This window comes from Streptococcus oralis subsp. oralis (genome assembly GCF_000960035.1).
Lineage (GTDB): Bacteria > Bacillota > Bacilli > Lactobacillales > Streptococcaceae > Streptococcus > Streptococcus oralis_G.
Genome location: NZ_JYGR01000005.1, coordinates 269,065 through 287,153 on the forward strand (window position 1 = coordinate 269,065; position 18,089 = coordinate 287,153).

18 protein-coding genes are annotated in these 18,089 nt (G+C 41.4%); 14 read left to right on the forward strand and 4 right to left on the reverse strand.

From position 1 onward, the window contains the following. The first annotated feature begins 4 nt into the window (after nucleotides 1-4). The 8 genes from TZ92_RS04475 to metK all read left to right on the forward strand — a co-directional run bounded on the left by TZ92_RS04475 (nucleotide 5) and on the right by metK (nucleotide 9,632). Entirely contained in the window at nucleotides 5-661 is a 657-nt protein-coding gene (locus tag TZ92_RS04475) for a CBS domain-containing protein (RefSeq protein WP_000268644.1), read from the forward strand. 110 nt (nucleotides 662-771) lie between these two features. Further along, nucleotides 772-1,867, forward strand: a protein-coding gene (prfB, locus tag TZ92_RS04480; RefSeq protein ID WP_096753628.1) for a peptide chain release factor 2 whose coding sequence is annotated in 2 segments (ribosomal slippage) — nucleotides 772-843 and nucleotides 845-1,867 — 1,095 coding nt in all. Because the reading frame shifts where the segments join, the coding sequence is not laid out codon by codon here. A 17-nt stretch (nucleotides 1,868-1,884) separates the two neighbouring features. Further along, the gene (gene ftsE, locus TZ92_RS04485; RefSeq protein WP_000022275.1) at nucleotides 1,885-2,577 is read left to right on the forward strand and encodes a cell division ATP-binding protein FtsE; all 693 of its coding nucleotides are present in this window, start codon (nucleotides 1,885-1,887) and stop codon (nucleotides 2,575-2,577) included. Then, nucleotides 2,570-3,496 carry a permease-like cell division protein FtsX gene (gene ftsX, locus TZ92_RS04490; protein ID WP_033629442.1) on the forward strand — a complete coding sequence of 309 codons (927 nt, stop codon included), beginning with the start codon at nucleotides 2,570-2,572 and terminating at the stop codon, nucleotides 3,494-3,496. The genes ftsE and ftsX overlap by 8 nt, the downstream gene beginning before the upstream one ends. A 220-nt stretch (nucleotides 3,497-3,716) precedes the next feature. Continuing rightward, entirely contained in the window at nucleotides 3,717-5,903 is a 2,187-nt protein-coding gene (locus TZ92_RS04495) for a PTS transporter subunit IIBC (RefSeq protein ID WP_080702631.1), read from the forward strand. 51 nt (nucleotides 5,904-5,954) lie between these two features. Continuing rightward, nucleotides 5,955-6,770, forward strand: coding sequence for an endonuclease/exonuclease/phosphatase family protein (locus tag TZ92_RS04500; RefSeq protein ID WP_033629443.1), 816 nt, complete (start codon nucleotides 5,955-5,957; stop codon nucleotides 6,768-6,770). Nucleotides 6,771-6,901: 131 nt separating this feature from the next. Continuing rightward, nucleotides 6,902-8,245, forward strand: a complete 1,344-nt coding sequence (locus TZ92_RS04505) for a DEAD/DEAH box helicase (RefSeq protein ID WP_033629444.1) — start codon at nucleotides 6,902-6,904, stop codon at nucleotides 8,243-8,245. Nucleotides 8,246-8,441: 196 nt separating this feature from the next. Beyond that, nucleotides 8,442-9,632, forward strand: coding sequence for a methionine adenosyltransferase (gene metK, locus TZ92_RS04510; RefSeq protein WP_033629446.1), 1,191 nt, complete (start codon nucleotides 8,442-8,444; stop codon nucleotides 9,630-9,632). Between the two features lie 70 nt (nucleotides 9,633-9,702). Here the strand turns inward: metK and TZ92_RS04515 are convergent, their stop codons facing one another. The 4 genes from TZ92_RS04515 to TZ92_RS04530 form a co-directional block, all read right to left on the reverse strand. Then, nucleotides 9,703-10,002: a DUF1827 family protein gene (locus TZ92_RS04515; RefSeq protein WP_000767205.1), complete on the reverse strand. Its 300-nt coding sequence runs from the start codon at nucleotides 10,000-10,002 to the stop codon at nucleotides 9,703-9,705. 58 nt (nucleotides 10,003-10,060) lie between these two features. Continuing rightward, nucleotides 10,061-10,513 carry an NUDIX hydrolase gene (locus TZ92_RS04520; RefSeq protein WP_033629447.1) on the reverse strand — a complete coding sequence of 151 codons (453 nt, stop codon included), beginning with the start codon at nucleotides 10,511-10,513 and terminating at the stop codon, nucleotides 10,061-10,063. 131 nt (nucleotides 10,514-10,644) lie between these two features. After that, nucleotides 10,645-12,903, reverse strand: coding sequence for an ATP-dependent Clp protease ATP-binding subunit (locus tag TZ92_RS04525; protein ID WP_033629449.1), 2,259 nt, complete (start codon nucleotides 12,901-12,903; stop codon nucleotides 10,645-10,647). 237 nt (nucleotides 12,904-13,140) lie between these two features. Next, nucleotides 13,141-13,371: a DUF1797 family protein gene (locus tag TZ92_RS04530; RefSeq protein ID WP_000443577.1), complete on the reverse strand. Its 231-nt coding sequence runs from the start codon at nucleotides 13,369-13,371 to the stop codon at nucleotides 13,141-13,143. A 191-nt stretch (nucleotides 13,372-13,562) separates the two neighbouring features. Here TZ92_RS04530 and TZ92_RS04535 point away from each other — a divergent pair, with 191 nt between their 5' ends. The 6 genes from TZ92_RS04535 (at nucleotide 13,563) to TZ92_RS04560 (ending at nucleotide 18,027) form a co-directional block, all read left to right on the forward strand. Next, a complete protein-coding gene (locus TZ92_RS04535; RefSeq protein WP_001011622.1) occupies nucleotides 13,563-14,246 on the forward strand; it encodes an amino acid ABC transporter permease in 684 nt (227 codons plus the stop codon). Then, a complete protein-coding gene (locus tag TZ92_RS04540) occupies nucleotides 14,246-14,980 on the forward strand; it encodes an amino acid ABC transporter ATP-binding protein (RefSeq protein WP_033629451.1) in 735 nt (244 codons plus the stop codon). The genes TZ92_RS04535 and TZ92_RS04540 overlap by 1 nt, the downstream gene beginning before the upstream one ends. 33 nt (nucleotides 14,981-15,013) lie before the next feature. After that, nucleotides 15,014-15,334, forward strand: a complete 321-nt coding sequence (locus TZ92_RS04545) for a TfoX/Sxy family protein (RefSeq protein ID WP_033629453.1) — start codon at nucleotides 15,014-15,016, stop codon at nucleotides 15,332-15,334. Between the two features lie 148 nt (nucleotides 15,335-15,482). Then, nucleotides 15,483-16,340: a bifunctional methylenetetrahydrofolate dehydrogenase/methenyltetrahydrofolate cyclohydrolase gene (locus TZ92_RS04550; RefSeq protein WP_033629455.1), complete on the forward strand. Its 858-nt coding sequence runs from the start codon at nucleotides 15,483-15,485 to the stop codon at nucleotides 16,338-16,340. A gap of 4 nt (nucleotides 16,341-16,344) precedes the next feature. Next, nucleotides 16,345-17,118, forward strand: coding sequence for an HAD hydrolase family protein (locus TZ92_RS04555; protein ID WP_033629456.1), 774 nt, complete (start codon nucleotides 16,345-16,347; stop codon nucleotides 17,116-17,118). A gap of 57 nt (nucleotides 17,119-17,175) precedes the next feature. Then, the gene (locus TZ92_RS04560; RefSeq protein WP_033629457.1) at nucleotides 17,176-18,027 is read left to right on the forward strand and encodes an NAD(P)H-hydrate dehydratase; all 852 of its coding nucleotides are present in this window, start codon (nucleotides 17,176-17,178) and stop codon (nucleotides 18,025-18,027) included. Nucleotides 18,028-18,089 lie beyond the last annotated feature (62 nt).

The following is an 18,089-nucleotide window of genomic DNA, read 5'->3' on the forward strand; positions in this document are numbered from 1 at the left end:
TCTCATGGCAGTTAAAGATTTCATGACCCGTAAGGTAGTTTATATCAGTCCAGATACGACTGTAGCACACGCAGCAGATTTGATGCGCGAGCAAGGCTTGCACCGTTTACCTGTTATCGAAAACGATCAATTAGTCGGATTGGTAACAGAAGGAACCATTGCGGAAGCCAGCCCATCTAAAGCAACCAGTCTCTCTATCTATGAGATGAATTATCTTCTGAATAAAACCAAAGTAAAAGATGTAATGATTCGAGATGTCGTGACGGTTTCTGGCTATGCTAGTCTAGAAGATGCGACCTACCTGATGCTGAAAAATAAAATTGGGATATTACCAGTCGTAGACAATCATCAGGTCTACGGCGTCATTACAGATCGCGATGTTTTTCAGGCTTTCTTGGAAATCGCTGGATACGGAGAAGAGGGGATTCGTGTTCGTTTCATTACAGAAAATGAAGTCGGAGTACTGGGGAAAATTGTAGCTCTAATTGTAGAAGAGGATTTAAATATTTCCCATACTGTCAACATTCCACGTAAGGATGGCAAGGTCGTCATCGAAGTTCAAATTGATGGAAAAATCGATTTGACTGCATTAAAGGAAAAGTTTGAAAAAGAAGGAATTCAAGTGGAGGAGATCACTCATACCTCTGCTAAAGTCCTTTAAACAAGAGGCTTTAAAGCCTCTTTTCTTCTGCCATCAAAAGCGGTGAAAAGCAAAATATGGAAAGAAATGAGAGATTATGGTATAATAAAACGATATGAAAAGGAGTATCTATGGACATTTCAGAAATTCGTCAAAAAATTGACGCAAATCGTGAAAAATTAGCTTCTTTTAGGGGGTCTCTTTGACCTCGAAGGCTTAGAGGAAGAGATTGCCATCTTGGAAAACAAGATGACAGAACCTGATTTTTGGAACGATAATATCGCGGCCCAAAAAACGTCGCAAGAATTAAATGAATTAAAAAACACCTACAACACCTTCCGTAAAATGGAAGAGTTGCAGGATGAAGTTGAGATTTTATTGGACTTTTTAGCAGAAGACGAGTCAGTCCATGATGAACTGGTCGAACAGTTGACAGAACTGGATAAGATGATGACTAGCTATGAGATGACCCTTCTCTTGTCAGAACCTTATGACCATAATAATGCAATCTTGGAAATCCATCCAGGATCTGGTGGTACTGAGGCTCAGGACTGGGGCGATATGTTGCTTCGTATGTACACTCGTTATGGAAATGCCAAAGGCTTTAAAGTAGAAGTCTTGGATTACCAAGCTGGTGATGAAGCAGGTATCAAGTCTGTGACCTTGTCTTTTGAAGGACCCAATGCTTATGGCCTACTTAAATCAGAAATGGGTGTTCACCGTTTAGTCCGTATTTCGCCATTTGACTCTGCCAAACGACGCCATACTTCCTTTACATCCGTAGAGGTTATGCCTGAGTTGGATGATACCATCGAAGTGGAGATTCGTGAAGATGATATCAAAATGGATACCTTCCGTTCAGGTGGTGCTGGTGGACAAAACGTCAATAAGGTTTCAACAGGTGTGCGTTTGACACACATTCCTACGGGAACTGTCGTCCAATCAACGGTCGATCGTACCCAGTATGGAAATAGAGATCGTGCCATGAAGATGTTGCAGGCTAAGCTCTATCAAATGGAACAAGAAAAGAAAGCTGCGGAAGTTGATTCCCTTAAAGGTGAGAAAAAAGAAATCACATGGGGAAGCCAAATCCGTTCATATGTTTTCACGCCTTATACTATGGTAAAAGATCACCGTACAAGCTTTGAAGTTGCTCAGGTAGATAAGGTGATGGATGGAGACCTTGATGGTTTTATCGATGCTTACCTCAAGTGGCGAATCAGCTAAGATAGAAAGGAACTCATATGTCAATCATTGAAATGAGAGATGTTGTCAAAAAGTATGACAATGGAACGACTGCCCTGCGTGGAGTATCTGTTACCATTGAACCAGGAGAGTTTGCCTATATCGTAGGACCTTCTGGGGCAGGTAAGTCAACCTTTATTCGAGCTTTATACCGAGAAGTAAAGATCGAAAAAGGAAGCCTAACAGTTGCAGGTTTTAATTTAGTTAAAATTAAGAAGAAAGATGTCCCGCTTCTACGTCGTAGTGTTGGGGTAGTCTTTCAGGATTACAAACTCTTGCCTAAGAAGACTGTTTATGAGAATATTGCCTATGCAATGGAAGTAATCGGTGAGAGCCGTCGCAACATCAAAAAACGTGTTATGGAAGTATTGGACCTGGTTGGTTTGAAACATAAGGTTCGCTCTTTCCCTAATGAACTCTCAGGTGGAGAGCAGCAACGGATTGCGATTGCGCGTGCGATTGTCAACAATCCTAAAGTATTGATTGCCGATGAGCCAACAGGAAACTTGGACCCAGATAATTCATGGGAAATTATGAATCTGTTGGAACGCATCAATCTCCAAGGTACTACTGTCTTGATGGCAACCCACAATAGCCAGATTGTAAATACCTTGCGCCACCGTGTCATTGCCATTGAAAATGGCCGTGTCGTTCGTGACGAAGCTAAAGGAGAATATGGATACGATGATTAGTAGATTTTTTCGCCATTTATTTGAATCATTAAAAAGTTTAAAACGAAATGGCTGGATGACAGTAGCAGCAGTGAGTTCGGTTATGATTACCTTAACCCTCGTTGCCCTGTTTGCATCTGTAATTTTTAATACAGCAAAACTGGCTACCGATATTGAAAACAACGTTCGGGTCATGGTTTACATTCGTAAGGATGTAGCTGATAACAGTGAGACGATTGTAAAAGAAGGTCAGACAGTTACCAATAATGACTACCACAAGGTCTATGATGCTTTGAAAGCTATACCTGCTGTTAAGAGTGTTACCTTCTCAAGTAAAGAAGAACAGTACGAAAAACTAACGGAAACCATGGGTGACGATTGGAAGGTCTTTGAAGGAGATGCAAACCCTCTCTATGATGCTTATATCGTCGATACAAATTCTCCAAGTGATGTAAAGAAAGTAGCTGAAGAAGCTAAGAAAATCGAGGGAGTTTCAGAAGTTCAAGATGGTGGAGCCAACACTCAACGACTTTTTGAACTAGCTTCCTTTATCCGTGTTTGGGGATTGGTTATTGCAGGGCTCTTGATTTTTATCGCAGTCTTCCTCATTTCCAATACCATTCGTATCACCATTATTTCACGTAGTCGTGAGATTCAGATCATGCGTCTTGTAGGAGCGAGAAATGGCTATATCCGTGGTCCATTCTTGCTAGAAGGTGCTTTTATTGGCTTGCTTGGCGCAGCGATTCCTTCAGTCCTTGTATTCTTTGTTTACAATATGGTTTATCAATCGGTCAATAAATCCTTGGTAGGTCAAAACTTGTCAATGATTACACCAGATGTGTTTATCCCTCTGATGACAGTCCTATTATTTGTAATCGGAATTTTTATTGGTTCAATTGGTTCAGGTATTTCGATGCGTCGATTCTTGAAGATCTAGTTGGGTTTTAAATGCAAATTGCAGTACAAATCAGAAAAATAATACATATTTAAAAGAGAAGTTTTCGTAAACTTCTCTTTTTACTTTTTAAAAATTAAAAAAAATAGACAATTTTTTTATAAAAGCCTTTACAAAAAAAATAAAAGTGGTATAATTAATACATAACCAAATGCAAACGTTTTCGTAAAACGTTTGCCTAAATAAAATAAAGGAGATTTGAATGATGAAAGCTACATTCAAAAATGTCTTGTCTTTCGAATTTTGGCAAAAATTCGGTAAGGCTTTAATGGTGGTTATCGCCGTTATGCCAGCAGCGGGATTGATGATCTCAATCGGTAAATCAATCGTGATGATCGACCCAAACCTTGCTCCTCTAGTGATTACAGGTGGAATCCTTGAGCAAATTGGTTGGGGGGTTATCGGTAACCTTCATATCTTGTTTGCCCTTGCTATTGGGGGAAGCTGGGCAAAAGAACGTGCAGGTGGTGCATTTGCAGCCGGACTTGCCTTTATCTTGATTAATCGTATTACAGGTACTATCTTCGGTGTTACAGGTGATATGTTGAAAAACCCTGAAGCAATGGTTACTACCTTCTTTGGTGGTTCAATCAAGGTTGCTGACTACTTTATCAGCGTTCTTGAGGCACCAGCGCTTAACATGGGGGTTTTCGTAGGGATTATCTCTGGTTTTGTTGGAGCAACAGCTTATAACAAATACTACAACTTCCGTAAACTTCCTGATGCCCTTTCATTCTTCAATGGTAAACGTTTCGTACCATTCGTCGTTATTCTTCGTTCAACTATTGCAGCGATTGTCCTTGCTGCCTTTTGGCCAGTAGTTCAAACAGGTATCAACAACTTTGGTATTTGGATTGCCAACTCACAAGAAACAGCACCTGTCCTTGCGCCATTCTTGTATGGTACTTTGGAACGTTTGCTCTTGCCATTCGGTCTTCACCACATGTTGACAATCCCAATGAACTACACAGCTCTTGGTGGAACATACGAAGTGTTAACTGGTGCAGCAAAAGGAACACAAGTATTTGGTCAAGATCCACTTTGGCTTGCATGGGTAACTGACCTTGTTAACCTTAAAGGTTCAAATGCTGACCAATACCAACACCTTCTTACAACAGTCACTCCAGCTCGTTTCAAAGTTGGACAAATGATCGGTTCATTTGGTATCTTGATGGGTGTCATCGTTGCTATCTACCGCAATGTTGATGCTGACAAAAAACACCAATACAAGGGTATGATGATTGCGACAGCCCTTGCAACATTCTTGACAGGGGTTACTGAACCTATCGAGTATATGTTCATGTTCATCGCAACACCGCTTTACCTTGTTTATTCAGTAGTTCAAGGTGCTGCATTTGCTATGGCAGATATTGTTCACCTTCGTGTCCACTCATTCGGTTCAATTGAATTTTTGACTCGTACACCATTGGCAATTAATGCTGGTATTGGTATGGATATCGTTAACTTTATCTGGGTAACTGTTCTCTTTGCAGTTATCATGTACTTCATTGCCAACTTCATGATCAAGAAATTCAACTACGCAACTCCAGGACGTAACGGAAACTACGAAACAGCTGAAGGAGCATCAGAAGAAGCAGCTCCTGGAACTCCAAAAGTTGCAGCAGCTTCTCAAGCCGTAAACATCATTAACCTTCTTGGTGGTCGTGCAAATATCGTAGATGTGGATGCATGTATGACTCGTCTTCGTGTAACTGTTAAAGACGCAGATCGCGTTGGTACTGAGGAACAATGGAAGGCTGAAGGAGCTATGGGACTTGTCATGAAAGGACAAGGTGTCCAAGCTATCTACGGACCAAAAGCTGACGTATTGAAATCTGATATCCAAGATATTCTTGACTCAGGTGAAATTATTCCTGAAACTCTTCCAAGCCAAATGACAGAAACTCAACAAAATACTGTACACTACAAAGGTGTAACTGAAGAAGTTTACTCAGTAGCTGATGGTCAAGTTGTTGCCTTGGAACAAGTGGAAGATCCAGTTTTTGCTCAAAAAATGATGGGTGATGGATTTGCAGTAGAGCCAGCAAATGGTAACATTGTATCTCCAGTTACTGGTACTGTATCAAGTATCTTCCCAACAAAACACGCTCTTGGTCTTGTCACTGACTCAGGTCTTGAAGTGCTTGTTCATATTGGTTTGGATACAGTAAGTCTTGAAGGAAAACCATTTACTGTTCATGTCTCTGAAGGACAAAAAGTGGTTGCTGGTGATCTTCTTGTCACAGCTGACTTAGATGCTATTCGAGAAGCAGGACGCAAAACATCAACAGTGGTTGTCTTCACAAATGGTGATGTCCTTAAATCAGTTAAATTAGAACAAACAGGTTCTCTTGCAGCTAAAACAGCAGTTGCTAAAGTAGAATTGTAATATACTTGGGGTTGGAAGCTGTTTTCCAACCTCTTGTTTTAGGAGAAAAGCATGAAATTTCTAACACTCAATACCCACAGTTGGATGGAGAAGGAAGCAGAGGAAAAATTCCAAATTTTACTCCAAGACATTCTTGATAAGGATTATGATTTGATTTGTTTCCAAGAAATCAATCAAGAAATGACTTCGCCTGAGGTAGAGGTTAACAATCACTATCAAGCTTTACCATCAGCAGAACCCATTCATCAGGACCACTATGTCCGACTTCTGGTTGAAAAATTGTCTGAGAAAGGGAAAAACTACTACTGGACTTGGGCTTACAATCATGTTGGCTATGACCGCTACCATGAAGGCGTAGCCATCTTATCCAAAACACCTATTAAGGCGCGTGAGATTTTAGTATCAGATGTAGATGATCCAACGGACTACCATACTCGTCGCGTTGCCTTGGCTGAGACAGAGGTTGAAGGTAAGGAACTTGCTCTTGCAAGCGTTCATCTCTCTTGGTGGGATAAAGGTTTCCAAGAAGAATGGGCACGATTTGAGGCTGTACTAAAAGAGTTGAAGAAACCTCTAATTTTAGCGGGTGATTTTAATAATCCAGCTGGTCAGGAAGGCTATCAAGCGATTTTAGCTAGCCCATTAGGATTACAAGACGCGTTTGAAGTTGCGAAAGAAAGAAGTGGTAGCTATACCGTTCCACCAGAAATTGATGGTTGGAAAGGCAATACCGAGCCATTACGAATCGACTACGTCTTTACGACCAAAGAGTTAGAATTAGAGAGTTTGCAAGTAGTTTTTGATGGACAAAATAGTCCACAAGTCAGTGATCATTATGGTTTGAATGCTGTATTGACCTGGAAATAATGAAAGAGGTTGGAATCAGAGGTTCCAACCTTTTAAGCTACTTGAATCTTTACTACAGGATTGAGACTCAAATGGGGCTACTGCAATAGGACAAAATATGGTATAATTGAAAGGATAGAATCGAGGATAGTATGTCATTTAAGAAATTTCAATTTAAAAATTATATAGTAGAAGCCTTGGAGGAGTTGAAATTTGCAACTCCTACAGAGGTACAAGAAAAATTAATCCCTATTGTACTGGCAGGACGTGACTTGGTGGGCGAGTCGAAAACTGGTTCAGGAAAGACTCATACTTTCTTATTACCAATTTTCCAGCAATTAGATGAAACTAGCGATAGTGTGCAAGCGGTCATTACTGCACCAAGTCGTGAGTTGGCCACTCAAATATACCAAGCAGCTCGTCAGATTGCAGCTCACTCAGATGTCGAAGTCCGTGTGGTTAATTATGTAGGTGGTACGGATAAGGTGCGTCAGATTGAAAAACTTGCCAGCAACCAACCACATATCGTTATTGGAACGCCAGGTCGCATCTATGACTTGGTCAAATCTGGTGATTTGGCTATTCACAAGGCCAAGACCTTTGTAGTTGATGAAGCCGATATGACCTTGGATATGGGATTCTTGGAAACCGTTGATAAGATTGCAGGAAGCCTTCCAAAAGACTTGCAATTCATGGTTTTTTCAGCGACGATTCCTCAAAAATTGCAACCATTCTTGAAGAAATACTTGTCAAATCCAGTCATGGAAAAAATCAAGACTAAAACAGTTATCTCAGATACCATTGATAACTGGTTGATTTCGACCAAGGGCCGCGACAAAAATGCTCAGATTTACCAGCTGACTCAGTTGATGCAGCCTTATTTAGCAATGATTTTTGTTAACACAAAAACGCGTGCTGATGAGTTACATGCCTACTTGACTGCTCAAGGATTGAAGGTAGCTAAGATTCATGGAGATATTGCTCCTCGTGAACGCAAGCGGATCATGAACCAGGTGAAAAATCTGGATTTTGAGTACATTGTCGCAACGGACTTGGCAGCGCGTGGAATTGATATTGAAGGGGTCAGCCATGTTATCAATGATGCCATTCCGCAAGACTTGTCCTTCTTTGTTCACCGTGTTGGACGTACTGGACGCAATGGTCTTCCTGGTACAGCTATTACCCTTTACCAGCCTAGTGATGACTCGGATATCCGTGAGTTGGAGAAATTAGGGATCAAGTTTACTCCTAAGATGGTCAAAGACGGAGAGTTTCAAGATACCTATGACCGTGATCGTCGTGCTAATCGTGAAAAGAAGCAGGATAAGCTTGATATTGAAATGATTGGCTTGGTTAAAAAGAAAAAGAAAAAAGTCAAACCTGGCTATAAGAAGAAGATTCAATGGGCGGTGGATGAAAAACGCCGCAAAACCAAGCGTGCTGAAAAACGCGCACGTGGCCGTGCAGAGCGAAAAGCCAAACGTCAAACATTTTAAAAACAAAATTGGAGCTGAATGGCTCCTTTTTGTAACTTTGTTTTATAAATTATCGAAAAGAATGCAAAAATGAGTAAAAAGTGGTATAATGATAAGGTTATATAGTCCCGATAAGGTGGTAGGTATTCATTACTAGTAGTTTTCCTATCAGTACTTTGTAACTCTATAACAATATTTTTTAAGGGGGGACATTTTTATGTCAGAACGTAAATTATTCACGTCTGAATCTGTATCTGAGGGGCATCCAGATAAGATTGCAGACCAAATTTCAGATGCAATTTTGGATGCTATTTTAGCAAAGGATCCAGATGCGCACGTTGCTGCCGAGACAGCTGTCTACACAGGTTCCGTCCATGTTTTTGGTGAAATTTCTACGAATGCCTATGTGGATATCAACCGTGTGGTTCGTGATACCATTGCAGAGATTGGTTATACCAATACAGAGTATGGTTTTTCTGCGGAGACGGTGGGAGTTCATCCGTCACTTGTTGAGCAGTCACCAGATATCGCCCAAGGTGTTAACGAAGCCTTGGAGGTTCGTGGAAATGCAGATCAAGATCCGCTTGACTTGATTGGTGCTGGAGACCAAGGTCTTATGTTTGGGTTTGCAGTGGATGAGACAGAAGAACTCATGCCATTGCCAATCTCACTCAGCCACAAGTTGGTTCGTCGTTTGGCAGAACTTCGTAAGTCTGGTGAAATCAGTTATCTCCGTCCTGATGCCAAATCACAAGTAACAGTTGAGTATGATGAAAATGACCGTCCAGTACGTGTGGACACAGTCGTTATTTCAACTCAGCACGATCCAGAAGTTAGCAATGAACAAATTCACAATGATGTGATTAACAAGGTTATCAAGGAAGTTATTCCAGCATCTTACTTGGATAAGCAAACCAAATTCTTCATCAATCCAACTGGTCGTTTTGTAATCGGTGGACCTCAAGGAGACTCAGGTTTGACTGGTCGTAAGATTATCGTGGATACCTATGGTGGCTACTCTCGCCATGGTGGTGGTGCCTTCTCTGGTAAGGATGCGACGAAGGTGGACCGTTCAGCCTCTTATGCAGCTCGCTACATTGCCAAGAATATCGTTGCAGCAGGCCTTGCTAAGAAGGCAGAAGTACAATTGGCCTATGCTATCGGGGTGGCGCAGCCTGTTTCTGTTCGTATCGATACTTTTGGTACAGGAACAGTAGCTGAAAGCAAGCTTGAAAAAGCAGCGCGTCAAATCTTTGACCTTCGCCCTGCAGGAATTATTCAAATGCTGGATCTCAAACGCCCAATTTACCGTCAAACAGCGGCTTATGGGCACATGGGACGTACAGATATTGACCTTCCATGGGAACGTTTGGACAAGGTAGACGCTTTGAAAGAAGCGGTGAAATAAAACTAAAAGATTGCTAGCTGTGCACTACCAATCTTTTTTGCAAAAGAAAACCAGCTTTTGGCTGGTCTTCTTATTTTATAGGGATTGAAATCTCAATCAATTTATCTGAATAAAGCGTCTTGATATTGGCTTCATCAATGCTTCCTTTGTCGATTTTACGTTTCAAGAAGAAGTCTTGGATGGTTTCGATTTCAGGTTCACGAATAGCACGGTGTTTGTTGGAAATGAGGATTTCATAGTGAAGCGGGGCCTGTGTGAAAACTACATCTGTGTTTCCAGCAGAATAGACCTCGACAAGAGTTGCGTCTGTGCTTTCTAATTGGCTTTTAACAAGTTGCGAGTGTGAGTTTGTCGTATTGATAAGCTTCATAACAGTTCCTCCGATTTTCTAACTCTATTATAGCACTTTTTGGATAAAATCGTGTATTTTAGCCAATTCCATGCTGGATTTTCCAAGCTTCAATTCCCCATTTATGGCTACCACGTTTGAGTTTTTCAATTGCTTCATCAATAGGAAACCAAGCAATATGATTAAAATCTTCCAATGGTTTTTGTACTTCTTGGAAAGAAATAGCTTCATAGAGATAAGCTGGATTGTAGTAGTAGGTATCACGGTGGCGAGAGTAGAAATACTCATCAGCTTGCCCATAATAGGTTCCAATCTCAGCTGTAAAGCCAAGTTCTTCGATTAGTTCTCTCTTTAGTGCTTCTTGATGATCTTCGCCTGTTTCAATCTCTCCACCTGGCAAGAACCAAGCACCATTGGGAGCTTGAACTAGGACAATTTGTTTTTTCTCCGCATCAGGAATAACTGCGTACACACCATAGCGGGGCTGGTAGGTCACATTTTCTTTTTTATCACCAAAAGTTGGGTTTGCCATTGCATTTTCCTCATTCTCTAGTATCTTTATTATTATCATAATGGACGAGGGGCAAGCTGTCAAGGTTTTACATTTATTTTAGTAAAAACAGGTGCAGAAAATAATAGACTTTCTGCACCTGTTAGATAGATTTATTCTTCTTTTTCAGAAGTAATCTCTTCTGTTTTTTCAGTTTTTTTAGCAGATTTGATTTGAATATTGCCATTGCTTGTCATGACTGCCTTGAGGGCTTTCTCACTTGGATTTTCAAGGTAGAAGTCAGTGATGGCATCCTCGATATAGTCTTGAATGGTGCGGCGGAGTGGGCGCGCCCCCATTTTTGGATCATAACCTAAGTCAACCAACTTTTCCTTGACCTTGTCTGTCACATCAAGGTGGATATTGTTGCTAGAGAGGCGTTTGTTGACATCCGCTAGCATGAGTTCAACGATTTGGAAAAGGTTGTCCTTGCTGAGAGCTTTGAACTCGATGATGCCGTCAAAACGGTTCATAAACTCTGGACTAAAGAAGTTGCCGAGTTCACCGAGGACAGAGTTGGTTCGACCTTCACGAGCGGCTCCAAAACCAACGCTGGCTTCGACCTTACCAGTCCCAGCATTTGAAGTCATGATAATGATGGCATCCTTAAAGCTAACTGTCCGTCCTTGCCCATCTGTCAAACGACCATCGTCCAAGACTTGAAGGAACATGTGCATGACATCTGGGTGGGCTTTCTCGACTTCATCGAGAAGGATGAGTGAGTAAGGATTGCGACGAACTTTTTCCGTTAACTGACCAGCTTCATCATAGCCGACATAACCTGGAGGGGCACCGACTAATTTAGCCACACTGTGTTTTTCCATGTATTCACTCATATCAAAGCGAATCATGCTGTCAGCAGAACCAAAGAGCTCAATGGCTAGTTGTTTAGAGAGTTCTGTCTTACCGACGCCAGTTGGTCCGACAAAGAGGAAACTTCCGATTGGCCGATTAGGAGTTCCAAGTCCAACACGATTACGACGGATGGCTTTAGCAATCTTATCGACAGCTTCATCTTGACCAATGACATGAGCTTTGAGGTCGTCTGCTAGATGGATAAGCTGAGACTGTTCTTTTTCTTTGAGTTCTCCAACAGGGATATTGGTTTTCTGCTCAATGATATGTTCGATGGTTTTCTCGCTGATGATTGGAGTATCCTGATCGGTCACCTTGTTCTTTTGCATTTCCTTGTACTTGGCAATCTGATCACGGAAATAAGCAGCCTTTTCAAAGTCTTCCTCTCGTGTAGCCTGAGCTTTGAGATTCTCAGCTTCAATTAAACGCTGATCAATCACTTTAGGATCAACAAAGTTCAGTGTCAGATTCATCTTAGAACCAGCTTCGTCCAACAGGTCAATAGCCTTGTCTGGCAAGAAGCGGTCTTGGATGTAGCGATTGGAAAGATTTGCAGCAGCTTCGATAGCAGCATCAGTATACTTGACGTGATGGTAGTCTTCGTATTTCTTTTGAACTCCTTTAAGGATGATAATGGTTTCTTCGACAGTTGGTTCATCTACCTTGACAGGCTGCATACGGCGCTCTAGGGCAGCATCTTTTTCAATGATGCGGTATTCATTGAGAGTAGTGGCTCCGACCATTTGTAATTCACCACGGGCAAGGGCTGGTTTGAGGATATTTCCTGCATCCATATTGCCATCGCCAGCAGATCCTGCACCAACAATTTCATGGATTTCGTCGATAAAGAGGATGATGTCCTCACGTTTGCGAATTTCTTCCATGAGCTTTTGCATACGTTCTTCAAATTGGCCTCGAATCCCTGTTCCTTGTACTAGACTGACCACATCCAGACGGATGACCTGCTTGCCTTGGAGTTTATGGGGAACATCACCATCGACAATCTTCTGAGCTAGACCTTCGACAACGGCTGTTTTACCGACACCTGGTTCTCCGATAAGGACAGGATTGTTCTTGGTTCGACGGTTGAGGATTTCGATAACGCGGATAATCTCCTCATCTCGACCGATAACAGGGTCAATATCTCCCCGACGAGCAATCTCAGTAATATTGATACCATATTCCTCTAGGAGTCCTTTTTCTTGACTAGGAGGTGTTTGAAGTGGGCCGCGGTTTTGAGGTCCATAACCACCGTTTCCTCCATATCCCCCACCAGATTGAGTTGGAGGGACGTTATTAGAAGAAGGTTTGAAATTGTTCAAATCATTGAAAAAGTCGCCGAAAGGATCAAAGTCATGATTATTTAAGTCAGTCATTCCTTTAAAGAGGGTATTATTTGGATCTGTTTTGATAATTTTATAGCAATTTTGACAGAGATCAATTTGCTTTTGCTGTCCATTGATATTGGTATACAGATGAATTGTTGAGTCGTTAATTTTACAGTTTTGACAGAGCATACATCTACCTCATTTCATTCTTATTCTTGGTCTAAGAAAAAGGTCAAGAATAGTCAAAGTTTTATACTCTCATTATAGCATGATTAAGGTGTAAAGCAAGTAAAAAGATTGGGAAGTGGTCGTTTTTAAAAGAAGGATTTATGGAGAATCCAACGACATTGAAGGTAAGAAAAAATCCCATTTGTGGTGACAAAAAGGATTCTCATTCATCGGGCCTTACTGCCCGTTGTTTTTATATTAGTAAAGGAGTTCGTAGATCTCCATTGCAATCAAATCAATGCTATCAAAGGTATAAGTTTCACGAGCCTCTACATCGCGAAGGGTGAAGAGTGATCCGTTTTCTTCGTCGTGGCTGTATGCAACTTCCGCGACAACAACACCTTCACGTTCAAAATTACGTTTTAGATTTCCACCATCTTTTGTCATTGCTTCTAGGCGGTTAATGATTCTAACCAAATGTGATTCCATTTTGATTCTCCTCCATTTCTTATCGTTTCTATTTTACCATAAACAAGAGGTAGTTGACTAGAAAAAAACTGTGATTTCTCTCTATTTCTCTATTCTATCAAGTTAGTTGTTAAAATTGGTGAAAAAAGATTGCATTTTAATTCAATTCATGTTATAATCATACAATCTAATACATAGAAAGTTGATTGAATATGAATTTTTCTTTTTTACCAAAGTATCTACCGTATTTTAACTATGGTGCTCTGATTACCGTATTGATTTCCATCCTTGTTGTCTGCTTAGGGACCATTATAGGTGTGTTACTGGCCTTTGCTCAACGTTCACGCTTTAAACCGCTCGTTTGGTTTGCAAATGTCTATGTTTGGATCTTCCGTGGAACTCCGATGATGGTTCAAATAATGATTGCCTTTGCTCTTATGCATATCAATGCTCCGACTATTCAAGTGGGAATTTTAGGAGTTGATCTTTCTCGTTTGATTCCTGGTATTCTGATTATTTCTATGAACAGTGGTGCTTACGTTTCAGAAACTGTTCGTGCGGGGATCAATGCGGTTCCTAAAGGGCAGTTAGAGGCCGCATATTCTTTAGGTATTCGTCCGAAAAATGCCATGCGGTATGTCATTTTGCCACAAGCTATCAAGAATATTCTTCCAGCGCTGGGAAATGAATTTATCACCATTATCAAGGATAGTTCCCTCTTGTCGGCGATTGGGGTGATGGAGTTGTGGAATGGTGCAACGACAGTAGCAACAACAACTTATTTACCCTTGACTCCCCTTTTATTTGCAGCCTTTTACTATTTGATTATGACCTCTGTTTTGACAGTGGCGTTGAAAGCATTTGAAAAACATATTGGACAAGGAGACAAGAAATAATGACAGAAACCTTGATTAAAATTGAAGAACTACATAAGTATTTTGGGAAAAATGAAGTTTTAAAAGGCATCAATCTTGAGATTAAACGAGGAGAAGTTGTGGTCATTATCGGTCCGTCAGGGAGCGGGAAATCAACCCTCCTACGTTCGATGAATCTACTTGAAGAAGCAAGTAAAGGTAAGGTTATCTTTGAAGGAGTTGATATCACAGATAAGAAAAATGATCTTTTTGCTATGCGTGAAAAGATGGGGATGGTATTCCAACAATTCAACCTCTTTCCCAATATGACAGTGATGGAAAATATCACTTTGTCACCAATTAAAACCAAAGGTAAAAGAAAGGAAGTTGCGGAGAAAAGAGCACAGGAACTGTTAGAAAAAGTTGGCTTGCCAGATAAGGCAACGGCCTATCCTCAGAGTTTGTCAGGTGGTCAGCAACAACGAATTGCCATTGCACGTGGACTTGCTATGGAACCAGATGTTTTGCTCTTTGATGAGCCGACTTCAGCCCTAGACCCTGAGATGGTTGGAGAAGTTCTAGCTGTTATGCAAGACCTTGCCAAGTCAGGGATGACTATGGTGATTGTGACTCATGAAATGGGTTTTGCGCGTGAGGTAGCAGACCGTGTTATCTTTATGGCGGATGGAGTTGTTGTCGAAGATGGAACACCAGAGGAGATTTTCGATCAAACAAAAGAACAACGGACCAAGGAATTTTTGAGTAAGGTTTTGTAAGACCTCGTTTTTAGAAGAAATGGAGTAGACATCATGGCTTCCAGTAAAGAATATTTAGATTTTATTCTCGAACAGCTATCAGAGCTAGAGGAGATGAGTTATCGTCCAATGATGGGAGAGTATATTCTTTATTATCGTGGAAAGATTATTGGAGGAATCTATGATAATCGTCTGTTACTGAAGCCTGTGAAGCTGGTCTTGGATCAACTGGGACAGACTAGGCTTGAACGTCCTTATGAAGGAGCTAAGGAGATGATTTTGATAGAAGACATTGAAGATAAGTCATTTCTAGCGAGGCTAATCAAGGAGATGTATGAAGTTTTGCCTGCTCACAAGGTCAAAAAGAAAGAATGACAAGTTTACCTAGTATAAATAGGCATAAAAGCTCGATAAGGGCTTTTTCTTATAGTTTCAGACTATAAGGTCCATTAGGCAAGAAGTGTTAGAATGGCGAGTTATTTTTTGATATAATAGAGGATATTTGATAGAAAAGAGAAGAGATATGGCACAGATTATCGATGGGAAGGCTCTTGCGGCTAAGTTACAAGGACAGTTGGCTGAAAAGACGGCCAAACTAAAAGAAGAAACAGGTCTAGTTCCAGGATTGGTGGTGATTTTGGTGGGGGACAATCCAGCCAGCCAAGTCTACGTTCGCAACAAGGAACGGTCGGCTCTTGCTGCAGGTTTCCGTAGTGAAGTAGTGCGAGTTCCAGAGATCATTACCCAAGCGGAATTGTTAGACTTGATTGCCAAATACAATCAAGATCCAGCTTGGCATGGGATTTTGGTTCAGTTACCTTTGCCAAAACATATCGATGAAGAGGCAGTTTTATTAGCCATTGACCCTGAAAAAGATGTGGATGGTTTCCATCCCCTAAACATGGGTCGCCTCTGGTCTGGTCATCCAGTTATGATTCCTTCGACACCTTCAGGAATTATGGAAATGTTTCATGAGTATGGGATTGATCTAGAAGGAAAAAATGCGGTTGTTATCGGTCGTTCAAATATCGTCGGGAAGCCGATGGCCCAGCTACTTTTGGCTAAAAATGCGACTGTGACTTTGACCCACTCACGGACCCATCATCTTGCTAAGGTTGCTGCTAAAGCAGATATTCTTGTCGTAGCTATCGGTCGCGCCAAGTTTGTGACTGCTGACTTTGTCAAACCAGGAGCGGTTGTCATTGATGTTGGGATGAACCGAGATGAAAATGGCAAGCTTTGTGGAGATGTTGATTATGATGCGGTTGCACCACTTGCTAGTCACATCACACCTGTACCTGGTGGAGTTGGACCTATGACTATTACCATGCTAATGGAGCAAACCTATCAGGCAGCGCTTCGAACACTAAACAAGGACTAGGAAGATGAAATTTGTATTTGACCTGGATGGAACGCTATCTTTTGACTACATGACTATAGATGAGGAGATTCAGCAGGTTCTTTTAAAGGCTGAAGATTATGGGCATGAGCTTGTGTTTGCCTCAGCTCGCTCTTATCGGGATTGCTTGGGTTTATTAGGCCCTGAACTCAGTCAGCGCTTGGTCATAGGGTTGAATGGTGGCGTAGCCTATCATCTAGGGAAGGCTGTTTTCGAAAGGAATCTAGATGCTAGAGTTTATCAGGCGCTAGTGGATTATTGCCAGACTTATAATCTCCCTTTCTTTGTAGATGATCGCTTTGACTATAGTGGTCAGATTGTAGAGAAGATTCCATTTATTTCCAGTGTGGATCCCCTAAAGGTGGCTCGTCATCAGAAACTTGAGGACTTAGGGACTCCGATTAAGGTAGTCGTTTATATGGGTGACCATGAGAATTTGCTTGATGATCTGCTTGGTCAGCTAGAAAGACTAGGACAGGCTCATCTCTCCTATCATGCGCATGAAAAGTGCCTCTATGTCAACCCCTTGGATACCCATAAGGCGACAACTGTTGAAAAGTTATGTGGGGAGAACTTCATTGCTTTTGGAAATGACCAAAACGATATTGAACTGTTTAAAACGTCGCTCTATTCTGTCCAGATTGGAGATTTTGCTGGTCTTACTCCATATGCAGATGACACGTTAGAGATAAAAGGAGCTCCTTCTCCAGCAGTGGCTGCTAAAATCTTACAGACCTTTGCGGAATTTAAGGGAAAATAGTGTAGAAGGAGGTTTGCCCCTCCTTTTGTAGTATAATGGAGTGAGAGGGAAAAAACGATGAAATTGATTGATCAAGCTTTATTAGAAAAAGTCATTATTGAACGTTGTCGTCACAGCCATAAGGGAGATTACGGGCGTCTGCTCTTGCTGGGAGGGACCTATCCTTATGGGGGAGCTATCATCATGTCAGCTATTGCAGCTGTTAAAAGTGGGGCAGGTTTGGTGACTGTTGGCACAGATAAGGAGAATATTCTGGCTCTGCACAGTCATTTACCTGAGGCCATGGCATTTTCTCTTCAAGACCAGCAATTGTTAAAAGAGCAGTTGGAAAAGGCAGAAGTTGTCTTGCTAGGTCCGGGTTTACGAGAGGATGCATTTGGAGAAAAACTCGTAAAACGGGTTTTTGATAAGCTCAGAAATGACCAGATTTTGATTGTAGATGGTGGTGCTTTGGGCATCTTAGCAAAAGGCCATTTGCCATTCCCATCTAGTCAGCTCATCCTAACCCCCCACCAAAAGGAATGGGAAAGACTGTCTGGTATAGTTCTTGACCATCAAAATACAGAGACGACTGCCAGAGCTCTTTCTGATTTTCCTCAAGGAACGATTCTTGTCGAGAAATGTCCAGCAACTCGTATCTGGCAAGCTGGTCAGCCTGAATATTATCGGTTACAGGTTGGAGGCCCATATCAAGCAACTGGTGGGATGGGAGATACTCTTGCTGGGATGATTGCAGGATTTACAGGGCAGTTTCATCAAGTCAGTCTCTATGAGAGAGTGGTGGTAGCGACTCACCTTCATTCAGCTATCGCGCAAGAACTAGCTCAAGAAAACTATCTTGTCTTGCCAACAGAAATTAGCAAGCTACTTCCGAGAGCAATGAAAAAAATATCTCAAAAAGGCAGCTAATATCTTGGTTGTCTTTTTATGTTGATGTAGCTTTGTTGATAAAGTTTTCAAATACCTCAGAA